Below are 18,416 nucleotides of genomic sequence, written 5' to 3' on the forward strand. Positions count from 1 at the left end.
ATTCCTGAATAAACTTTCAGTATTAACGAGTGGTGAAATCTTTGAATAGAAAGCATTGTTATCACAGACACAACTGTGTACTTTTATTTCTTTAAAAATTGAAATTCTCAGCTAGTTTGTCATATTTAAAACTTGCTAACCCTTCCTGAATAATTTGTTTAACTGATTTCTCAATTTGTTCTTCACCAAACCAGCTTACAACTAATCGGCTACCATCATATTGATTTTCGGTATCATCAATTGAGTCCGATTCTAAAAATGCAGTATAAATAACTGGTTTCAATGTGTCATTTGAAACATAGTCATTACTAGTTAAATGAAAAATAGATTTACGATGTCCTTTTGTTAATGAATTTATGTAATCAGACAAGATTTTGATGTTAATAGCTTCATTTGGCGAACCAATTATTAAGCCTCTATAGGTGTATTCAAATTGAAATTTTTCAATTGTTATTTCTCTTTTACCAATTTTAATATTTTCCATAAAGTGGTTTAATTATAAATATCTGCTAATTTTCAATAATTAAATATTTCCACTTAAAATACCAAGTCCTTTTTCAATTAATTCCTTAGCTTCATCTACCTCCAATTGAGTTATAGAAGTCCCTTTAGTTGAAACAAATAATTCTCTCACATCCACATCAAGAGCTTCAGCTATCTTCAACAAAAGTTTAATCGTTGGTAAATTATTTTCACTTGAGATATTTGATATTGTGGTTGGTGACACTTCAACTCTTGAAGATAGTTCATCCCTTGATATCCCCTTTAATGTCATTATTTCCTTTAGTCTTAATATAGCCATTCTAATATTTTTTACAAATATAAGAAATAAATCAAGTAAGACTTAATTTATTTAATAAAACATTAAACAAAACTTGCTTTTTAATCAAATATTGCTTTACTTTGTAGTGTATTAATCAAGTGTCACTTTATAACTGTAAAAAAAATGGAAATAGCTAAAACAATCATTGAACAAATTAAATATGCTGATAAATGGGCTTTGATGGCTTATGGTTCTAAAAACTTTTTGACATTACCAGAATCAAAAGAATACCAAGGTGGACTACAATTCCAATGTTCAGGTTTCAGACACAAAGGAACTGTTAGAATCCAATTAAAATGGATTGACACTTATACAATATCATTCATCAGTAAAAAAGGGGAAACTATAAAAGAAGTAAATGATGTGTATTGCGATATGCTAGTAGATATTCTGGACTGGATTGAAGGTAAGTAACCTTCAGTCCTGTGCAAAATTAGGTTATAGCCATACAGTTCACATTATAAAAAATCATTACTCAACAATATCAACCAATTAAACTGTGCAAAATACACCATCCTAAAAATGCACACTTTTTCGAAATTTCACCTAAAATAATCCAATTATGAAAAGAGCCAGATACATTCGCCAAAGTACCAGCCAACAATCAAACCTGCGCCAACTGGCAAAAGCCCATCCAGATGAAATATTATTTATTGATACGATAAGTGGTTCAATTCCATTTGCAGAAAGACCAGCTGGGAAAAAGCTTGTTGAAGCCGTTGAAGCTGGAGAATTGAATTACGTTTCATTTCATGCAATCGACAGGGCTGGAAGGTCTACTATCGATGTATTGCAGACCCTTAAATTTTTCTTTGATAAAGGAGTGATTGTTAAGATAGATAATTTAGGGCTTGAGTCAATGATAAATGGAAAAGCTAATCCAGTATTTAACCTAATAACAACTATTTTATCAGAGCTCAGTTCGCTCGAAAAAGCCTCACTTCTTGAAAGACAGGCTGAGGGGATAATACAGGCTCGCTTACGTGGAGCCTATAAAGGGCGAATGAAAGAAACAAAAGACTCTCCTGAAGTAACACTGGCAAAACACAATAGAGCTGTTAAGGTCATAAAATCAAATCCTACAATGTCACTCAGAGACATGGCAAAACTGGCCAGCGATAAAAGCAAAGGATATGAGGTTTCACCGAACACCGTAAAAAAGGTAAAAGATTTGATGTTGACTCTTTCTATGATTTAAATTCAATCCCTCCCTCCCTCCAGTTACCCGCCCTGGGGGGAGGGCTGGGTGTAATGGATATAATGGGGTTCGATGCTGTTCGCTAAATTTTTTTTTTAGATTTTTTTTTTATGTAATTTAGACATAATATGCCGAACTACCCCAATATAAAATATTTGAAAAATCATAATCTTCCATATCATTTATTCTTCTTATCAATTCTGAAACTGAAGCACCAGAATTATATTCAATAAGTTCATTAATAATTGAATCTTTGCCTTTTAATAATGTTAGGACTGTATTATTATAAGACTCTAAATAATCATATCCTTTCGATATAAAAACAGCAAAAAGTGCACCATATATCATAGCAAACTTAAAATCAATCATCCAAAGATGGGATAAAAAGTCTTGATTCGCATTAGTTAACAAAGCTGGGAATCCAACATTAATTAAATCACCTGTTTGCGTCATAGTACCTCCCTCACAAATATTACATAATAATAATCTCCTAGTATCAACAAAAGGATTTTTAAGTGACTCAAATTCACTTAAAGAAATTTCCACATTATCATCTAATACTATTTTAGAATCAAAAGGCGAATAATGAGAATGCTCACCATGAGAAGAAATCCAAATTATTTGAAAATCAGATTGTAAGTGTTTTAGAAAATCCTTCTTTGTTGGATTACTTAAAATTAATTCGATATTGTTTTGTTCAAAAATTTCTTTAACACAGCTATACTCCATATCTGAAGAAAAGCTATTTCCTTTCCAAAAAAGAATTTTAGTAATTTTTCGAAAGTTATTTTTATGTTTAAAACTAACTTGCCTAGGCAAGGATTTTTCTATCGACTTTATCATAATAGCTTGTAGTGGTAAACTATTATAATCAAAATGAAAATAACTATCTACACCATTATCAAAAAAAGAAATTAGCTCTTTAAAATTATATAATTTTGAAAGCGATGATTCGAATTTATCTCCATACTTATATTTATATTCTGGCCTCCCAATCTCTTTCGATGGAACTTCATTTTCATATTCTCTACCTTTTAATATCTTAAACTGATTGAGAGATAAATTCTGATATTTAACTAGTTCAGGAATTAATAATGTTACATCGTTTGCAAATAAAAAATGTTTATTTGCACTCAATAAATACGAACCAAGTTCTGAATTGGGCATCATGTACAAAATAGATTTGCTAGTAATTGTACTTTTGTAAAAAGCACAAAAAACTGTATTCAGTTCATTATATTTATTATTCTTAAAACAATAAATAGATAAAGGATTCAAAATTTTTGAAAATCTGCTTTTCTCATGTATTTGACTTAACTTATCAAAACAAATAAAATTATGATTCAATAAATTAACCTCCTTGACTAAATTTTCTAATTTGAAATTTGGTAATAAATCATTGACATATGAATTAACAAAGAACTGAGTTCGTGATATAAGATTTTTCCAATTATGGTCTAGTAGTTCTAAGGCTATTTTCTTCCTGAGTGATAAGTCACCAATATTTTTTAAAATAATCTCTAACTTTATAGTTTCATTATACCCCTCATCATTTTTTCCATTTAACTTTTCATTGAGTTTTATAATTTTTTTTGGTAAAAAATTCAGTTCAGTTTTGAGATTATTTAATTCACACCAGCTGTAAACATTAGAAATAAAAAAAGCAAACTCTTCTGTCTCTATATCATTTACTGCAATTAAATCCATTGTCTCATCAATCATTAAAATCCCAAATTCATTCAATCCTGAAAAAGACCGAGAATAATAATAAAATTGCCCAAGCCAATTTATTGTAGTATGTAAACTATTCTTTAATACATTTTTATCATTAGAATCTAAATGCTTGAATACCCTATACGAATTTATGTCATATTTCTCGCCATTAACCCAAATAACATTAAAAATTCCCAAAGAAATTACATCGTAACAAAAATGGAAATGCCCCGTAACGTTGTAACATTTAATAATATCTGCTGTATAGGATAATAAAAGAAAATCGATTCGATTTTCAATTTTACAGGAAGTCACAGCCGTTTTAAGATTAATCATCTTTAAAAGAAATTGCGATATAATTTCTTTACTATTTTCTGGTCTAATTTTATAAATATAAAATATAACTTTATGTTTTATTTCCAAATAAAAGTCAAAATTATTTTCCAAATCAACTGGACTATTTAAAAAAAATCTATCTAAATCTTCATCTGTTAAAATACAATCAAATAATTCACCATTTGTCATAACTATTTTTTATTCAAATCTAAAAACATTAATCAATAATTTACAATATTAGATTAACTAATTATTATTACAAAAATAAGTATACTTGTGTTAATTATAACTAGGTAGTTTCTAATCGAGTGAAACTATTATTCAATTACACTAAAAAAAAAAATTTTAGAACGAATTTCACTAAAATTCATCAATAAAAGTTAAATTAAAATAGATATGAAAAACTTCTACAAAATACTAATTCTTACTATTGTTGGTGGGTCTATTTCATTAATGTTTTATAGATTCGATTTAGCTTATGGCTTTTATGACCGTTCTACTCCCTAGATGTCAGAAAGATTAGAAACATATTCTTATCTAAGTAAAAGATTTGACGTTTCTATAAACTCAACTAAGGTGGACAAGAAAAATGGTAGATATTATATAAAATTCAAAACTAGACTGAAAAGTAAATCAAATTTTTCATATGATGACCTTGCGGTTAAACCATGTTTGTATGTTTATCTAAAATCAAATAATGATGATTTTAATTTTTATGCAGTAGACCTTAAAAAATTTTCGTTTATAGCGTATAATCAAACCTTAGAACCAAACAAGGAAATAAGTATTAGTAAAAAATGTATTTTAATAATTTAGGACGCGATAATTTTGACGCTGATTATTTGAGATTTAAAGTTTCAAAAGTATCGCATCATTAAATAATAACGATGACAGAGAAAAAATTGAGATACTGGATAAAATGATTGTGTTTGCACAGAATTGGACAAAACAGGATAATCGGAAAAAAGAGATGTCAAATAAAATCAGAACTAGTACAGACCATCCAACTGTAGCATCCACTAAAAAACAATTTGGAAGAGAAGTTGACAGATTACAACCTAGCCTTTCATCAACAAAACCATATACAATGGGACAGATTAAAGACAAAGGTTTAATTGATGAATGTTTTAGAATTATTGAAATGATGAAAAAGATAAGTTAAAGTAGAAGGAAAGCTAGTTTTAAATGAAGAAAATAGTATTGTGAACTAATTCATAAATTTATGAATTAGTTCACTCATTTTTCTATTATTTAAATGGTATATATAAAACCTCTGCTTCTTCACGTCCACCAAAGTAACAAAGTAAATCTTTTTTACTGACTGTCTTTTCAACGACATCATATAATGACTTGTCTTTGTTTAACGAAATTTCATGTGATAGATTAATATATTCAAATGCGAAAAATTCGGCAATCTTCTTATCAAGTGTCCAGCTAATACGGAATTTACCTGATTTAATTTCTTTTTTTGTACAGCCTCTATAAATGTTTACTTCATCAGGTAAGTTGTTAAAAAAATTTCTTTCTTCTTCATCCATTAGATGCTCTTTTTCAGGACGGGTATCGTTAAGATATTTTAAGATTTTTGAATCATCAGTATGAGCTAAACTTGAACGTGTATAACATTCACCGACCATTTTCCAATAGATTTTGTGGGGCATTGTATCGTAATGGGTTCTCAATACTTCGCCAAGATTTTCAGCATTTGACGTAAACATTCCATCCCAGTCAACAGTTTCTTTTTGAGTGATTAGCAATTCATCAAACCATTTTTTAATTTTATTTAAAGTTGGTTTAATTGGTCTTTCATTTTCTAAAAAGTCTTTGTAAGTTTCATTAAGAAAATCAGTTTGAAAATTCACACCCAATTTGTCAGTTTCTTTATGTCTATCTGTTCTAGCACACATAAAATTAAAAGAAGATAATTGTATTTCATAACCAAATACTTTTGTTTGTTGGATATTTGTTTTAACTATATCATATTCAAATATAGCTCTATCTAATTCGTTTTGCGTCATATTATATTTTTGTTTTTGTAGTGATTTTGTTTGTTGGTATAAAAGTATTTTAAATATTTTTCTAATTAGCTATAACATATTAAAAAAGAATTACAACAGAAAGCTTACTAAAAACCTTCAAAAATCCCCAATCCAAATAAAGCAAAATCATATTTGACTGGGTCATTAGGGTCGAGAATTCTTAAATTAGTATCTAATTCTAACAAAGCTTTTCCATCGTTTTGTTTTCTTTGTAAAAGTCCCAATTTCCGTGCTACATTGCCAGAATGTACATCGAGAGGGCAAGATAGTTTTGATGGTGAAATGTTTTTCCAAATACCTAAGTCGACTCCAGTATTATCATTTCTAATGAACCACCTCAAACACATATTAATTCTCTTTGCTACTGAACCTTTGTTCGGGTCTGCTACATGTTTTCTTGTTCGGGACTGATGTGGGATTTCAAAAAAAGTCTCATTTAGAGCATGAATAGCAGGTTGAAGTGAAGTCTTCGTTTGATTGTCAATAAAAATTTGTTGTAATCCACCTTTGTTGGTATATATATGATTTAAAGCTTTTATGAAGTATTTAAAATCCTCCGAGTTAAAAGTTCTATGCACAAAACCATCTAATCTTTCTAATTGATTCTCATCATGGCTCATAACAAAATCATAGGGTGAATCACCTAACAAGTCCATCATACGGTGACCGTTTTTAGTAATCATCGTTCTATTACCCCAAGCTATTGTTGAAGCCAAGAAACCAGCAATTTCAATATCTTCTTTTAATGTATAGCGATGAGGCACACTAATAGGGTCTGGCTCAATAAAGTCAATGGTGTTATATTGAAGAACTTTGGCGTCGAGGAAGTCTTTTAATTCATTTTCAGAAATGACCATGTTTTACTAGTTTTGAAGCTTTAATTTAAAGCAAATATACTTCTTATCATTTTAAAAACAGACTACCTTAATTACCCGTACTTACATGTTGATTCTTTTTGCAGCTGAACCTCTTCTAGGATCAGAGACGTGTTTTTTTGTGCGTTGATCGTGAGCTATTTCAAAAAAAACGGACTTAAATTCAGCTATACTTTCTTGCATGCCTAGTATAGGGGCGTGTTTACTAAATACAGCTTCAAGACCTCCATGATTGGTATAAATGTTTTTTAAGCTTTTTATAAAGTGCGTGAAATCAAGGCCATTAAAAGTACGATGCACAAATTGTTGTAGGTGTTCCAAATCAGACTCTGAGTGAGACATAACAAAATCATAAGGAGAATTTCCCATTAAGTCCATCATGCGATGGCTATTTTTAATAATCATTGTGCGGTTTCCCCAAGCGATAGTGGCACTTAAAAAACCAGCAATTTCGATATCTTCTTTTTGAGTAAAGAGATGCGGAATTTGCACAGGATCACTTTTAATGAAATCAGGAGTGTTGTATTGAATCACTTTTTCGTCTAAGAAAGATTTCAATTCAGATGAATCCATGCCAGTTTTTCTTTATTAATTTGTGTTCTTGAAATAAGTGATTGTAATTATGTAAGCAGATGCAATAGCCCAAATAGCAGTGAAAATCCTTTTATGCCCTGACCTTTAAGGGCATAAAAGATTGTAGCGTATAGCTGGAAAAAGCTCCTAATTACTAATTAGTCCGTCTACCATAACAAGTTTTCTATCAGCCATATTTGCCAGGTCCTCGTTGTGTGTTACAATGACAAATGTTTGACCAAATTCATCACGCAATTTAAAAAATAACTGATGTAAGTTTTCGGCAGAAGCAGTGTCTAAATTTCCAGAAGGCTCATCGGCAAAAATAATAGCAGGTTTGTTGATTAACGCTCTAGCTACGGCCACGCGTTGCTGTTCTCCTCCTGAAAGTTCATTAGGTTTATGGTGCAAGCGATGTGATAAGCCCAAATATTCTAATAATTTTTCTGCTTCAATTTCAGTTTCCTTCTTATTTTTATTTGCAATAAATGCAGGAATACACACATTCTCTAAGGCAGTGAACTCGGGAAGTAATTGATGAAACTGAAAGATGAAACCCAAGTTTAGATTTCGAAATTTAGAAATATTCTTGTCATTCATCTTTAAAATATCCTCCCCATTAATTAGTAGCGAACTATCATTTTGTTTTTGAGATTGGTCTAACGTTCCTAAAATTTGTAAAAGTGTGGTTTTACCCGCACCCGAAGCGCCAACGATAGATACGATTTCCCCTTTCTTAATATGCAAGTCAACGCCTTTTAAAACTTGAAGTTTGTCGTAATATTTATTTAGATTTTTAGCTTGGATCATTTTGTGCTGTTTTGACAAAGAAACAAAGATTTTAGTAATAATAAGAATATTTGAGGCGCTACAACTTATAAATTTTAGTTAAGTATTTATCTAAGATTTAGAAATAGCTTAAATTTACAATAATGGCTTTTTAAGAGTCATATAATATATAAACAGACAAAATAAAGTAGATGATGGATACAAATAATACTGAAGTTTCGATTTTTGCTGGGGGATGTTTCTGGTGTACCGAGGCGGTGTTTCTAGAACTTAAAGGAGTAAGTGAAGTAGTTCCAGGCTATATAGGTGGTGCAATAGAAAATCCTACTTATGAAGCCATTTGCACCGGAAATACTGGCCATGCCGAAGCCATTAAAATTACATATGATAATCGCGAGATGAGTTTTGGAGAATTGTTAGAGGTGTTTTTTGCTACTCATGATCCTACAACATTAAACCGCCAAGGAAATGATATAGGAACGCAATATCGAAGTGAGGTGTTTTATTTGAACGATTTTCAAAAAGAAATGACCGAAGGCTATATCAAGTTGTTAAATGATGAGAATGTTTTTGGGAATCCTGTCGTAACACAAGTATCGCCAGCGCCACATTTTTACCCGGCAGAAAATTATCATAATAACTATTACAATCAAAATAAAACACAGGGATATTGCTCGTATGTGATTACACCTAAGATTGATAAGTTAAAGAAATATTTTCAGGAAAAGTTAAAATAGAAATGGCACTTAATTTGCAGTAGCTCATTTGAACAATTTAATCTTTACTTATGGAAGTTAACGATGCTGCTATTGCGAAAAGAATCATGTATAAAAATTTAATTCTAGGGATTGTATTTGATGCTATAGGAATGCTGTCATTTGCAATCCCTTTTATAGGAGAGTTCTCTGATGTTGTTTGGGCGCCTATAGCAGGCTATTTAATGACACTCATGTACAAAGGAACTACAGGGAAGATAGGAGGGATTATTGCTTTTATCGAAGAAGCATTGCCTTTTACAGATGTGATTCCCACATTTACATTAACTTGGATTTATACTTATATTATTAGAAGAAAGCTTTAGTTTTTAAATAGGAAACCAAATCCCATACTAATCAGCATTTTTTTCTCGAAAGCCCAAAAGAATTTAAACTGCCCAAAAATAAACCCGATTATCACCAGCAATACTTGATAGATAGGGAAAATTAAAATCAGCCGAATGGGAGTGTAAAGTAGTCCCAAATCTTCCTTTGTAAATCCTATTAATGCACACAGCGGTTTTGACAACCATGCAGATGCTGATCCTGTAATTGCAAATACTACGAATATAACGGCTAATTGAAAATTAGATGTAATGCCCCAACGCTCTTTTAATTTCTTCATTTTTATTTATAATGATTACAAATATACTAAGATTATCTCGTGGGGACATAACCAAATAGTTTTTGTTTATAGGTATTTTGAAAATATATGAAATAATTATAAATTAGGTAATTTACCTCATATCCATAATCAGTAATTTGGTCATAACTTATTGTCATTTCGTACAAATTTGGGTTGTAACGATAGGGTTGAAGTACTCTGCGATTCCATTCGTCTACCCACAGTTGGTTTTTATTTTCTAAATAAGATTGTGAGTGATAGTTTCTAGGAAATGCTCTAGAGGCCAACCAATAACTAAAACCAGGATCGATAATTACCACCTCATATTCTAGCTCGTCGTTTGCAATTCTAATAGTATCACTTACACTATCATTCGCAATCCGCTTTTGCGACGGAAACTCCTTTGAAGCATTGCAACTACAAAAAAAGACGATAAGTAGGAGCGTAGTTATAATTGTTTTCATGATCAGCGGTTTGCTTTTAAAATTACAAAATTTTGTCTGGAAGGGTTTCGATTTTAACAAAAAAAAAGCACTTACCTTAGTAAGTGCTTTAGATATTATTTTAAAATAATAAAGTTTTATTTGCCAAAAAGACCGCCTAGCATTCCGCCTAAACCACCGCTTTTTTTACTTACTGCATCCATTGCATCACTCATATCTACTTTTCCATCTCCGTTTTGATCTAAACCAAATTGGCCACCATACTTAGAAATTGCATCCATAATTCCTGCATTATCTCCGCCCCCAGAAACAGCAGCAATTATATCAGAGATTTCAAAACTAGAATCTCCTGAATCTTTTGCTTTACCTACAAGTGCACTAATAATTTTCGGAATTAAAGTTGAGGCCACACTCGCAGCTGTACCACTATTAATTCCTAATTTTTCACTTAAATTACCAGTAAGCTGTTGTGTTAACTGTTGTACAGCAGGATTTGAAGCGTCTTTTGCATTATTACCTTGAAATAATCCACCTAATTTAGATAAGTCGCCATCAGCAACCATTTTTTGTAAGCCTGTGATAATAGATGTACTAGCCTCATTTATTACCGCCTCATTTTTTTCGTTTGGAATAGCGTCATTTTTTACAACAGTATCCTGCCCAAATTGCTGAGCTAATTGTGTTAATTGTTCGAACATTACTTTTGATTTTTTGGTTTGATGACAATTTACTAAAAAAAAAGGGTTTACTAAAATATTTTAGTAAACCCTTTCTTAACTATTTGATGTTCAGATTTAATTATCCAATTAAACTGATTATTTGTGAAGCAAGTTCTGTACCAATTCTGTCTTGAGCTTCTCCGGTTGCTGCACCAATATGTGGTGTCAAAGAGATTTTTGAATTCATCAAAATGGTCATTTCAGGAGTTGGTTCGTTTTCAAAAACATCTATTCCAGCAAACAAAACTTTTCCGCTGTCTAATGCTTTTACAAGTGCTACTTCGTCAATAACACCACCACGAGCGCAGTTTACAATCCCTACACCGTCTTTCATTGTAGCGATTTCTTTTTCACCAATGATGTAGCCTTTTTGGGCAGGAACGTGTAAAGTAATAAAATCAGCTTCTTTGAAAACCGATTCTAATGATTGAGAAACTAGTGTAGTTGTAATAGATTGACCATCAAAGAACGATACTTTTACATCTACTTGAGGTATAAAACTATCAGCAGTGATTACCTTCATACCTAGGCCTAGCGCCATTTTTGCGGTAGCTTGACCAATACGACCAATACCTACAATTCCTAAAGTTTTACCTCTTAGCTCAATACCATTTGCATAGGCTTTTTTCAAACCGTCAAAATTAGTGTCTCCTTCTAATGGCATGTTTCTATTAGAATCATGTAAAAAACGAACACCTGAAAACAAGTGAGCAAATACTAATTCAGCCACAGATTCTGAAGATGATGCAGGAGTATTGATCACATGAATTCCTTTGCTTTTTGCATAGTCAACATCTATGTTGTCCATACCTACACCACCACGACCAATAATTTTTAATCCTGGACAAGCATCTATGATATCTTTGCGAACTTTTGTCGCGCTACGCACAAGAACAACACTTACGTTATTTTCATTTACATAGTTTGCAATTTGTTCCTGAGCTACTTTTGCAGTTATTACTTCAAATCCACCTTTTTCTAAAGCTTCTATTCCACTTTTTGAAATTCCGTCGTTTGCTAATACTTTCATTTTTTTTAATTTAAAGATTGAATAATTAAAAAATTCAATCTTGATTTGTTTCTAATGGAAAGGCTAGTAGTATAAACACCAGCTATCCGTCTATATTTTAATCTTTAAATTGCTTTTTCTAATGCTTGCATTACATCTACTAATACTTGAACGCTTTCAATAGGCATTGCATTGTACATAGATGCTCTATAACCACCTACTGAACGGTGTCCTGGAATTCCAGAGATTCCCGCTTCTTTCCACATTGCGTCAAAAGTAGCAGCGTGATCAGGGTTATTCAATAAAAAAGTAGCATTCATATTAGAACGATCTTCTACTGCAGCAGCTCCTTTAAATAAAGGGTTTCTGTCAATTTCATTGTAAAGTAAAGTTGCTTTAGCGTTGTTTAATTTTTCAACAGCAGCAATACCACCTAGTTTTTTCAACCATTGTAATGTTAGCAATGAAGCATACACAGGAAAAACAGGAGGTGTGTTGTACATACTTTCTGCTTTGATGTGTTTTTCATAATCTAAAATACTTGGAATCGTTCTGCCTGATTTACCAAGAATCTCTTCTTTTACAATTACTAAAGTAGTTCCAGCAGGTCCCATATTTTTTTGCGCTCCAGCATAGATAATATCAAATTGAGTAAAATCTAAAACTCTAGAAAAAATATCTGAACTCATGTCGCATACCACAGGCATATCAACAGATGGAAATTCCTTCATTTGTGTTCCAAAAATAGTGTTGTTACTCGTGCAGTGAAAATAATCTGCATCTGCAGGAACAGTGTATCCTTTAGGAATATTGTTATAGTTTTGATCTTTTGAAGAAGCAACAGTAACTGTCTCTCCAAAGAATTTAGCTTCTTTAATTGCTCCGCTTGCCCAAGTACCTGAATCTAAATACGCAGCTTTTCCGCCTTCTTTCATTAAGTTGTAAGGAACCATTAAGAATTCTAAACTAGCACCGCCAGCAAGAAATAATGCTTGATATCCTTTTCCTTCTAAACCTAGTAATTCTAAAGCTAGTGATCTAGCCTCATCCATGATGGATACAAAATCTTTACTTCGGTGCGAAATCTCTAAAATAGAAAGCCCTGATTCGTTAAAATTTAAAATAGCTTGAGCTGATTTGTCAAAGACCTCTTGTGGTAAAATGCAAGGTCCAGCGCTGTAGTTGTGTTTTTTCATGGTGTAGTTTATGTCCGAAAATTTAAGACGCAAATTTCGTCAATACAACTTGAATATCTGTTAAATTATTCGCAATAATTAATCAATTTTAGACTATGTTATTAACAAAAACGATATAGTGTCTATATTATCTGCATAATCCCATAATTGAGGCTTTTGAGTCTCTCCAAATGAAATACTACCATCAATTAAATCATTACTTACGATGCATTGAATTTGGTCTTTTTCATCATTTAATTGCTTTTTCAAAAGATCAAGATTTTCATATCGCTCATAGAACACACTTGAAATAGGCGAAGCGTAACTCGCATCTTCTTTTAAAGTCAAAAATCCGTTGTCGAGTAATTTAAAATTACTCATTAAAAACACAGCTTTATTATAATCATAGTTGTTAGCATATTTTTCATAATGAATCACATCTTGATATTCGAAAATAGCTTCAAAAAATGCATCAAAGGAATACTCTTTAGGAACGAATAGCTTTGAGACGTTGCGGCAACCCAAACCAAAATACCTAAAAATATCTTCTCCTAGTGCGAGTAGTTGTTCTTTAGACTCTGATCCATCTATAACAGCAACCGAGTTTCTATTCTTTCTAATTATCGAAGGCTTGTCTTTAAAGTAGTATTCAAAATAACGTGCTGTATTGTTGCTTCCTGTCGCAATAACGGCATCAAAATTTTCTAGCTTTCCTTCTACAAAAGTTATTTTATCAGCAAATTTAGGCTCTAAAGCAATTATGTATTTTGCTAGAAAAGGCAATAAGTGTTGGTCATTTGAAGATGTTTTTACAAGTACGCTATGACCTGTGATCAACACAGAAAAAAAGTCGTGAAAACCAACTAAAGGGATATTTCCGGCTAGGATTAGGGCAATGTTTTTTTGGACTACACTATCAAAATTATAGTTTGAAAGCCATTTTTCAAGGTTTTCTTTCGATAAGGCTTCTGCCCAAGACTGTATCGCAAAGTATACCTGTTCAGGAGTATACCAGCCGTTATGAGATTGTGATAATTCAATTAATTTGTTAAATTCATTGAAAAACAAATCATTTTTAAGGACATTTTCGTTCTTAACTGTTTCATTAGCATTGAACTGCTTTAAAAAATGACCTAATTCAATAAAAATGTTTTTTTTAACTTCTAATGTCATAATGTTTGTTTATGAATTGTTTTGATTGTAATTTTGCACAAAAATAAGCATAATTAAACCGAAAGTCAAAAGGCAATATCCCAAAAGGATATTAAGATGATAAAAACGGATTGCTTACGGTGTTATAACGATCAATTTAAGACAAGAATCATGGCAATAATAATTACTGACGAATGTATCAACTGTGGTGCATGTGAACCAGAATGTCCAAATACAGCTATTTATGAAGGAGCTGACGATTGGAGATATAAAGACGGAACAAAATTATCTGGTAAAATAATTCTTCCTGATGGAACTGAGGTAGATTCTGATGATGCACAAACGCCTATATCAGATGAAGTTTACTACATCGTACCAGGAAAATGTACAGAGTGTAAAGGTTTTCACGATGAGCCTCAATGTGCTGCTGTTTGTCCAGTTGACTGTTGTATTCCAGATGATAATCACGTAGAATCTGAAGAGACTTTATTAAATAGACAAGCTTTCTTGCATAACGAATAAATTCACTTTAAGCAAAGCAAAAAAAAACCTGAGTACATTGTATTCAGGTTTTTTTTGTTGAATGTATCTCGTTTAATTATTTACTTTTTTTTATCCTGCAAATTCTACTTGACTACAGGTCAAAAAAAAATCCCGATCATTAGTTGATCGGGATCTTTCATTTGTTGTTTTAAAGACTATTTACTTTTTGTAAATGTAGTTACTGTTACAGTGTCGTTATCTGAATCATAGTTTTCTAAGATTAGATTCCCGCTTTTGTCAAAATAACCATACGATGTTTGGTCGTTTGTTCTGTAGATGTAGTTGTTGTTAGATGTTTTTCTTAACACTCCGCTATTTTGTCCATCAGGAAATGTTACTGTATATCCTACATTATCTGTGCTAATTTTATATTTTTTTCCGTCCAAATCATAGTATGCTGAGCGATCAACATCAATCATTCTTGTCACTCCGTTAGCAGTGATTTTTGTTGTTGATGTCACATCTATTGGTGAAGAAATCTCGTCTTTATTTAAGGAGCTGGAATTGGCGTCTTTCAATTGTATCGCTTGAGTTTCATTGGTCTCCTTAGATTTTACCATTTGTTTTTCACCGTCAGAATCTTTGATAGTGGTAATTCTAGTAGTTACTTCCGATTTTACATTTTTAATTTGTGCTTGCATTGAAATAGAGCATACAACTGCTGCCATTACTAATAGTATCTTTTTCATAATAGTGTGTTTAAATATTTATATCTACAAATGTACAGCACGATGCATTCCAAGCTGTTACATTTTGATATGCAAAGATTATAGAATTTTTGACTTCAAATAATCAGATGATTGCTCAAAATGAATTCATAAAAAAAGGAGCGCCAGTAGACACTCCTCTTTCAAACAAAAATAAACTCAATTAAAATCTGTAGTTCATTGATAAATTCAACATAGTTCCTAATTGACTAAAGTGCGAACCATCATAGGTAGTATTGTCATATCTACCGTTGAACGTAATAAGGTTGTACTGATTTTTAACAGCGGCAGCATCGCTTAATAAAGTAGTCCCTGCAGCGTTTTCAGCTTTGAATTCCCATTCTGGAAGAATGTTTAAAATATTATTTGCATTGAATGAAAATGTTAATTTTTCAGTTGCAGAAAAAGTTATTCCTAAATCAGTAATTATTTTTGGAATAAATTCTGTTCTTAGATCATCACTAAGACCATCTTGTTTAAAAGTTGTCTTCCCGAAGTACGTATTGTTTAAAGAGAATCCAAATTTACCTAATTCGTAATTAGCTCCTAAAATCCATTTTGTTTCTGGTCTCGAGGTAAACATCAATGCATCTAGTGTAGGGCTGAAATTATCATTTTTAAGTGGAGAAATTCTTTCGTTTTGGAAGGTGATATTTCCAGATAGGTTAAAACCAAGTTTTCCTTCTCCCAATTCTATGTTGTTGTAGTTTGCAACTACATCTAATCCTGATGTTCTAGAGTCAAATGAGTTCTCAAACCAAGCTACGGTACCAAATTGTGTTGCAGTTCTATCTCCTAATATAATTCTGTCTTTTACTTTGATGTTGTAATAATCAGCTGTGAAATTAAAATTTCTTGAAGGTTTTAGACCTATACCAACAGTGATATTAGTAGATTTTTCTGCGTCCAAAGGATCTATATTTAAAAGACGTGCTTGTGGTGATACATTGTTGATAATACCACTAATTTGAATTCCTTCTCCTGGCGTAAATGAGTATTGTGATTTTTGAGTATAAATTTGATGAAGTGTTGGAGCTCTAAATCCAGTAGAAACAGATCCGCGAAGCGTCACCTTATCTTCAGCAAATTTATATCTTGAACTCACTTTCCAAACTGTAGCGCCACCAAAGTCGCTATAATCTTCGTAACGAACTGTTCCGTTGATTAAGAAATCTTCTGTAACATCATAAGCAAGATCAAAATAACCTCCTAAATTGTAACGGTTATACTTTCCTGAATTTTCTGGTAAATTTCCAGCAAACGAATCTGAACCTGCACCGTCCCATGAAGCTTGCTCTCCTGCAATTACTTCAAAAGTTTCTGTTCTCATCTCTGAACCAAATCCGATACTTATTTTATCTGATAATACTTTTGAAATATCGATATTACCCACAATGTGATTGAATGAAGTACCTCCTGGTCTAAATGAAATAGGGCTATTTTCTCTATATACATTTTCTCCGTTTGCATCTTTAATGTCTGATGGATTGTGAGAGTTATTAACAGCATATGTTTGTGAATTTCCACCTACAGTAATACTGGCATCTGTATTCCAATCGTTAACTGTTGATTTATATCCTAAAGTTCCGTTGTAGTCATTTAATTCTCCTTCAAATGTTGGAACGTACCCTTCATAAGAGGCATCAGTACCATCACCAAAGAAGTCTTTCAAGTAAGGTAAATCGGTCAATGATTTCCAGTATGGTGTTCTATAGTTAGCAAAAGAGTTTACTTTTTTATAAACATAAGCAGCATTATAGTAAAGTGATGAGGTTTCACTCATTTCTCTTCCTCCATTTACAAGGAATTTTGCAGCTGCAGTTTCAGGAGATCCATTAATATTACGTGCATCTGAATATTTTGATAAAAACGAATTTACAGTTGCGACATCGGCAGCAGAGCCACTTAAGAAGTCATTGGCTTCTCCTTGAGCATCTACTTTACCAGGACGGTTAGCCTGATTTACTTTCGAGAAGTCTAGAGTGTAGTTGATGTATCCTTTATCGCCTATCGTTGAACCATTGTTCAAACTTACACCTATCATTTCTCCATCGCCTTCAGTAGTTATTCCAGTGCGCAAAGTAGCCGAACCACCGCTTGTACTTTTCTTTAATATGATGTTCATTACTCCTGCAATAGCATCTGATCCGTATTGTGCAGAAGCGCCATCACGTAAGATTTCTACTCTTTCAATGGCATCTGTTGGAATTGCAGAAATATCAGCACCTGTTTCACCACGTCCAGGAGAAGTTTGTACATATAATAACGAACTTAAATTTTTACGTTTTCCGTTTATTAATATTAAAGTTCTACTCGGTCCCATATTTCTAATTTCGTATGGATCTAATAAAGACGTTGCGTCATTCACAGGAGTTTGCACCGTATTAAAAGACGGAATCTTATATTGTAAAGCTTTATCAAAAGTTGCCTGACCAGTAGAGGCTAAATCTTTTGATGAGATAACGTCAATAGGTAGTGCACTAGTGGTATTACTTCGGGGCGCAGTACGTGTTCCTGTAACTACAATCTCGTCTAACGCTTGTCCGCCCTCTTCAGAAAGGACAACATCTAATTTACTTCCGTTTACAACTTTCTCCGACTTTACAAATCCAATGTAACTAAATAATAAGCTAGCACCTTCTTGTACTTTGATTTTATATACTCCATCAATATTTGTAGAAACACCATTTGATGTTCCTTTTTCAACAATATTTACTCCAGGAAGAGGAGCTCCTGTATTGTCTTTAACGACTCCAGTGACTTCCTTCTGAGCAAAAAGAAAGCTGACGTTTAATAATAAAAATAACAGCGTGATTTTTTTCATAATTTAATAGTTTTGGTTTTTTTTGGTTTTATTACTGACGCAATATACTAATTTTTTAACAAAACTTTAATACTTTAACAATTTTACAGAATGATTCAATGATAAGCTTATTAAAGGG

General features: G+C 32.1%; 20 protein-coding genes and 1 pseudogene. 6 read left to right on the plus strand and 15 right to left on the minus strand.

Annotated features, from left to right (window positions below):
* Positions 1–91: 91 nt before the first annotated feature.
* Together H603_RS0114785 and H603_RS0114790 are read right to left on the minus strand one after the other, a co-directional pair.
* Positions 92–484, minus strand: a complete 393-nt coding sequence (locus H603_RS0114785; RefSeq protein WP_026709345.1) for a hypothetical protein — start codon at positions 482–484, stop codon at positions 92–94.
* Between the two features lie 39 nt (positions 485–523).
* Complete coding sequence (locus H603_RS0114790; protein ID WP_026709346.1) at positions 524–802, minus strand: helix-turn-helix domain-containing protein; 279 nt, start codon at positions 800–802, stop codon at positions 524–526.
* Positions 803–946: 144 nt separating this feature from the next.
* Here H603_RS0114790 and H603_RS0114795 point away from each other — a divergent pair, with 144 nt between their 5' ends.
* Together H603_RS0114795 and H603_RS0114800 are read left to right on the plus strand one after the other, a co-directional pair.
* Positions 947–1,237, plus strand: coding sequence for a hypothetical protein (locus tag H603_RS0114795; RefSeq protein ID WP_026709347.1), 291 nt, complete (start codon positions 947–949; stop codon positions 1,235–1,237).
* Positions 1,238–1,385: 148 nt separating this feature from the next.
* Positions 1,386–2,021, plus strand: coding sequence for a recombinase family protein (locus H603_RS0114800; RefSeq protein ID WP_026709348.1), 636 nt, complete (start codon positions 1,386–1,388; stop codon positions 2,019–2,021).
* A 117-nt stretch (positions 2,022–2,138) separates the two neighbouring features.
* Here H603_RS0114800 and H603_RS0114805 read toward each other — a convergent pair whose 3' ends face one another.
* On the minus strand, positions 2,139–4,259 hold the full coding sequence (locus tag H603_RS0114805; RefSeq protein WP_026709349.1) for a hypothetical protein: 2,121 nt from the start codon (positions 4,257–4,259) through the stop codon (positions 2,139–2,141).
* Between the two features lie 781 nt (positions 4,260–5,040).
* On the opposite strand from H603_RS0114805, the gene H603_RS0114815 reads away from it, so the two are divergent.
* The gene (locus H603_RS0114815) at positions 5,041–5,232 is read left to right on the plus strand and encodes a hypothetical protein (RefSeq protein WP_157510458.1); all 192 of its coding nucleotides are present in this window, start codon (positions 5,041–5,043) and stop codon (positions 5,230–5,232) included.
* 85 nt (positions 5,233–5,317) lie between these two features.
* Here the strand turns inward: H603_RS0114815 and H603_RS0114820 are convergent, their stop codons facing one another.
* The 4 genes and pseudogenes from H603_RS0114820 to H603_RS0114835 all read right to left on the minus strand — a co-directional run bounded on the left by H603_RS0114820 (position 5,318) and on the right by H603_RS0114835 (position 8,367).
* A complete protein-coding gene (locus H603_RS0114820; RefSeq protein ID WP_026709352.1) occupies positions 5,318–6,088 on the minus strand; it encodes a hypothetical protein in 771 nt (256 codons plus the stop codon).
* A gap of 107 nt (positions 6,089–6,195) precedes the next feature.
* Entirely contained in the window at positions 6,196–6,960 is a 765-nt protein-coding gene (locus tag H603_RS0114825) for a TIGR02757 family protein (protein WP_026709353.1), read from the minus strand.
* Between the two features lie 90 nt (positions 6,961–7,050).
* Positions 7,051–7,557 (minus strand): annotated as a pseudogene (locus H603_RS16930) (DUF2400 domain-containing protein); the annotation flags it as partial.
* A 147-nt stretch (positions 7,558–7,704) separates the two neighbouring features.
* The gene (locus tag H603_RS0114835) at positions 7,705–8,367 is read right to left on the minus strand and encodes an ABC transporter ATP-binding protein (protein WP_026709354.1); all 663 of its coding nucleotides are present in this window, start codon (positions 8,365–8,367) and stop codon (positions 7,705–7,707) included.
* Positions 8,368–8,540: 173 nt separating this feature from the next.
* Between H603_RS0114835 and msrA the strand changes: the two genes are divergently transcribed.
* Positions 8,541–9,083 (plus strand): peptide-methionine (S)-S-oxide reductase MsrA, encoded by a 543-nt coding sequence (gene msrA / locus H603_RS0114840; RefSeq protein WP_157510462.1) that lies wholly within the window; start codon positions 8,541–8,543, stop codon positions 9,081–9,083.
* A 50-nt stretch (positions 9,084–9,133) separates the two neighbouring features.
* Positions 9,134–9,427 carry a hypothetical protein gene (locus H603_RS0114845; RefSeq protein WP_035676174.1) on the plus strand — a complete coding sequence of 98 codons (294 nt, stop codon included), beginning with the start codon at positions 9,134–9,136 and terminating at the stop codon, positions 9,425–9,427.
* Here the strand turns inward: H603_RS0114845 and H603_RS0114850 are convergent.
* The 6 genes from H603_RS0114850 to H603_RS0114880 form a co-directional block, all read right to left on the minus strand.
* The gene (locus tag H603_RS0114850) at positions 9,424–9,726 is read right to left on the minus strand and encodes a DUF6787 family protein (protein ID WP_026709357.1); all 303 of its coding nucleotides are present in this window, start codon (positions 9,724–9,726) and stop codon (positions 9,424–9,426) included. The two genes, H603_RS0114845 and H603_RS0114850, sit on opposite strands and share 4 nt — an antisense overlap.
* A 32-nt stretch (positions 9,727–9,758) precedes the next feature.
* Entirely contained in the window at positions 9,759–10,190 is a 432-nt protein-coding gene (locus tag H603_RS0114855) for a DUF6146 family protein (RefSeq protein ID WP_026709358.1), read from the minus strand.
* A 116-nt stretch (positions 10,191–10,306) separates the two neighbouring features.
* Entirely contained in the window at positions 10,307–10,867 is a 561-nt protein-coding gene (locus H603_RS0114865) for a DUF937 domain-containing protein (RefSeq protein WP_026709359.1), read from the minus strand.
* A gap of 100 nt (positions 10,868–10,967) precedes the next feature.
* Entirely contained in the window at positions 10,968–11,918 is a 951-nt protein-coding gene (locus H603_RS0114870; RefSeq protein ID WP_026709360.1) for a D-2-hydroxyacid dehydrogenase, read from the minus strand.
* Positions 11,919–12,022: 104 nt separating this feature from the next.
* A complete protein-coding gene (gene serC / locus H603_RS0114875; protein WP_026709361.1) occupies positions 12,023–13,093 on the minus strand; it encodes a 3-phosphoserine/phosphohydroxythreonine transaminase in 1,071 nt (356 codons plus the stop codon).
* Positions 13,094–13,186: 93 nt separating this feature from the next.
* Entirely contained in the window at positions 13,187–14,245 is a 1,059-nt protein-coding gene (locus H603_RS0114880) for an acyl-CoA reductase (protein ID WP_026709362.1), read from the minus strand.
* 150 nt (positions 14,246–14,395) lie between these two features.
* On the opposite strand from H603_RS0114880, the gene H603_RS0114885 reads away from it, so the two are divergent.
* Positions 14,396–14,746, plus strand: a complete 351-nt coding sequence (locus tag H603_RS0114885) for a 4Fe-4S dicluster domain-containing protein (protein ID WP_026709363.1) — start codon at positions 14,396–14,398, stop codon at positions 14,744–14,746.
* 176 nt (positions 14,747–14,922) lie between these two features.
* Here H603_RS0114885 and H603_RS0114890 read toward each other — a convergent pair whose 3' ends face one another.
* Together H603_RS0114890 and H603_RS0114900 are read right to left on the minus strand one after the other, a co-directional pair.
* Positions 14,923–15,456 (minus strand): hypothetical protein, encoded by a 534-nt coding sequence (locus H603_RS0114890; protein ID WP_026709364.1) that lies wholly within the window; start codon positions 15,454–15,456, stop codon positions 14,923–14,925.
* Positions 15,457–15,637: 181 nt separating this feature from the next.
* Entirely contained in the window at positions 15,638–18,298 is a 2,661-nt protein-coding gene (locus H603_RS0114900) for a TonB-dependent receptor (RefSeq protein ID WP_026709365.1), read from the minus strand.
* Between the last annotated feature and the right edge of the window lie 118 nt (positions 18,299–18,416).

The sequence above is a fragment of the Flavobacterium frigidarium DSM 17623 genome, from assembly GCF_000425505.1.
In the GTDB taxonomy this organism is placed as follows: domain Bacteria; phylum Bacteroidota; class Bacteroidia; order Flavobacteriales; family Flavobacteriaceae; genus Flavobacterium; species Flavobacterium frigidarium.

What these genes read in the sequence shown, in the direction of transcription:
- H603_RS0114865 (WP_026709359.1), bottom strand. Translation starts at nt 10,867, where the DNA reads ATGTTCGAACAATTAACACAATTAGCTCAGCAATTTGGGCAGGATACT.
- H603_RS0114900 (WP_026709365.1), bottom strand. Translation starts at nt 18,298, where the DNA reads ATGAAAAAAATCACGCTGTTATTTTTATTATTAAACGTCAGCTTTCTT.
- H603_RS0114890 (WP_026709364.1), bottom strand. Translation starts at nt 15,456, where the DNA reads ATGAAAAAGATACTATTAGTAATGGCAGCAGTTGTATGCTCTATTTCA.
- H603_RS0114835 (WP_026709354.1), bottom strand. Translation starts at nt 8,367, where the DNA reads ATGATCCAAGCTAAAAATCTAAATAAATATTACGACAAACTTCAAGTT.
- H603_RS0114850 (WP_026709357.1), bottom strand. Translation starts at nt 9,726, where the DNA reads ATGAAGAAATTAAAAGAGCGTTGGGGCATTACATCTAATTTTCAATTA.
- H603_RS0114805 (WP_026709349.1), bottom strand. Translation starts at nt 4,259, where the DNA reads ATGACAAATGGTGAATTATTTGATTGTATTTTAACAGATGAAGATTTA.
- serC (WP_026709361.1), bottom strand. Translation starts at nt 13,093, where the DNA reads ATGAAAAAACACAACTACAGCGCTGGACCTTGCATTTTACCACAAGAG.
- msrA (WP_157510462.1), top strand. Translation starts at nt 8,541, where the DNA reads ATGGATACAAATAATACTGAAGTTTCGATTTTTGCTGGGGGATGTTTC.
- H603_RS0114845 (WP_035676174.1), top strand. Translation starts at nt 9,134, where the DNA reads ATGGAAGTTAACGATGCTGCTATTGCGAAAAGAATCATGTATAAAAAT.
- H603_RS0114880 (WP_026709362.1), bottom strand. Translation starts at nt 14,245, where the DNA reads ATGACATTAGAAGTTAAAAAAAACATTTTTATTGAATTAGGTCATTTT.
- H603_RS0114815 (WP_157510458.1), top strand. Translation starts at nt 5,041, where the DNA reads ATGTCAAATAAAATCAGAACTAGTACAGACCATCCAACTGTAGCATCC.
- H603_RS0114800 (WP_026709348.1), top strand. Translation starts at nt 1,386, where the DNA reads ATGAAAAGAGCCAGATACATTCGCCAAAGTACCAGCCAACAATCAAAC.
- H603_RS0114885 (WP_026709363.1), top strand. Translation starts at nt 14,396, where the DNA reads ATGGCAATAATAATTACTGACGAATGTATCAACTGTGGTGCATGTGAA.
- H603_RS0114795 (WP_026709347.1), top strand. Translation starts at nt 947, where the DNA reads ATGGAAATAGCTAAAACAATCATTGAACAAATTAAATATGCTGATAAA.
- H603_RS0114785 (WP_026709345.1), bottom strand. Translation starts at nt 484, where the DNA reads ATGGAAAATATTAAAATTGGTAAAAGAGAAATAACAATTGAAAAATTT.
- H603_RS0114870 (WP_026709360.1), bottom strand. Translation starts at nt 11,918, where the DNA reads ATGAAAGTATTAGCAAACGACGGAATTTCAAAAAGTGGAATAGAAGCT.
- H603_RS0114790 (WP_026709346.1), bottom strand. Translation starts at nt 802, where the DNA reads ATGGCTATATTAAGACTAAAGGAAATAATGACATTAAAGGGGATATCA.
- H603_RS0114855 (WP_026709358.1), bottom strand. Translation starts at nt 10,190, where the DNA reads ATGAAAACAATTATAACTACGCTCCTACTTATCGTCTTTTTTTGTAGT.
- H603_RS0114820 (WP_026709352.1), bottom strand. Translation starts at nt 6,088, where the DNA reads ATGACGCAAAACGAATTAGATAGAGCTATATTTGAATATGATATAGTT.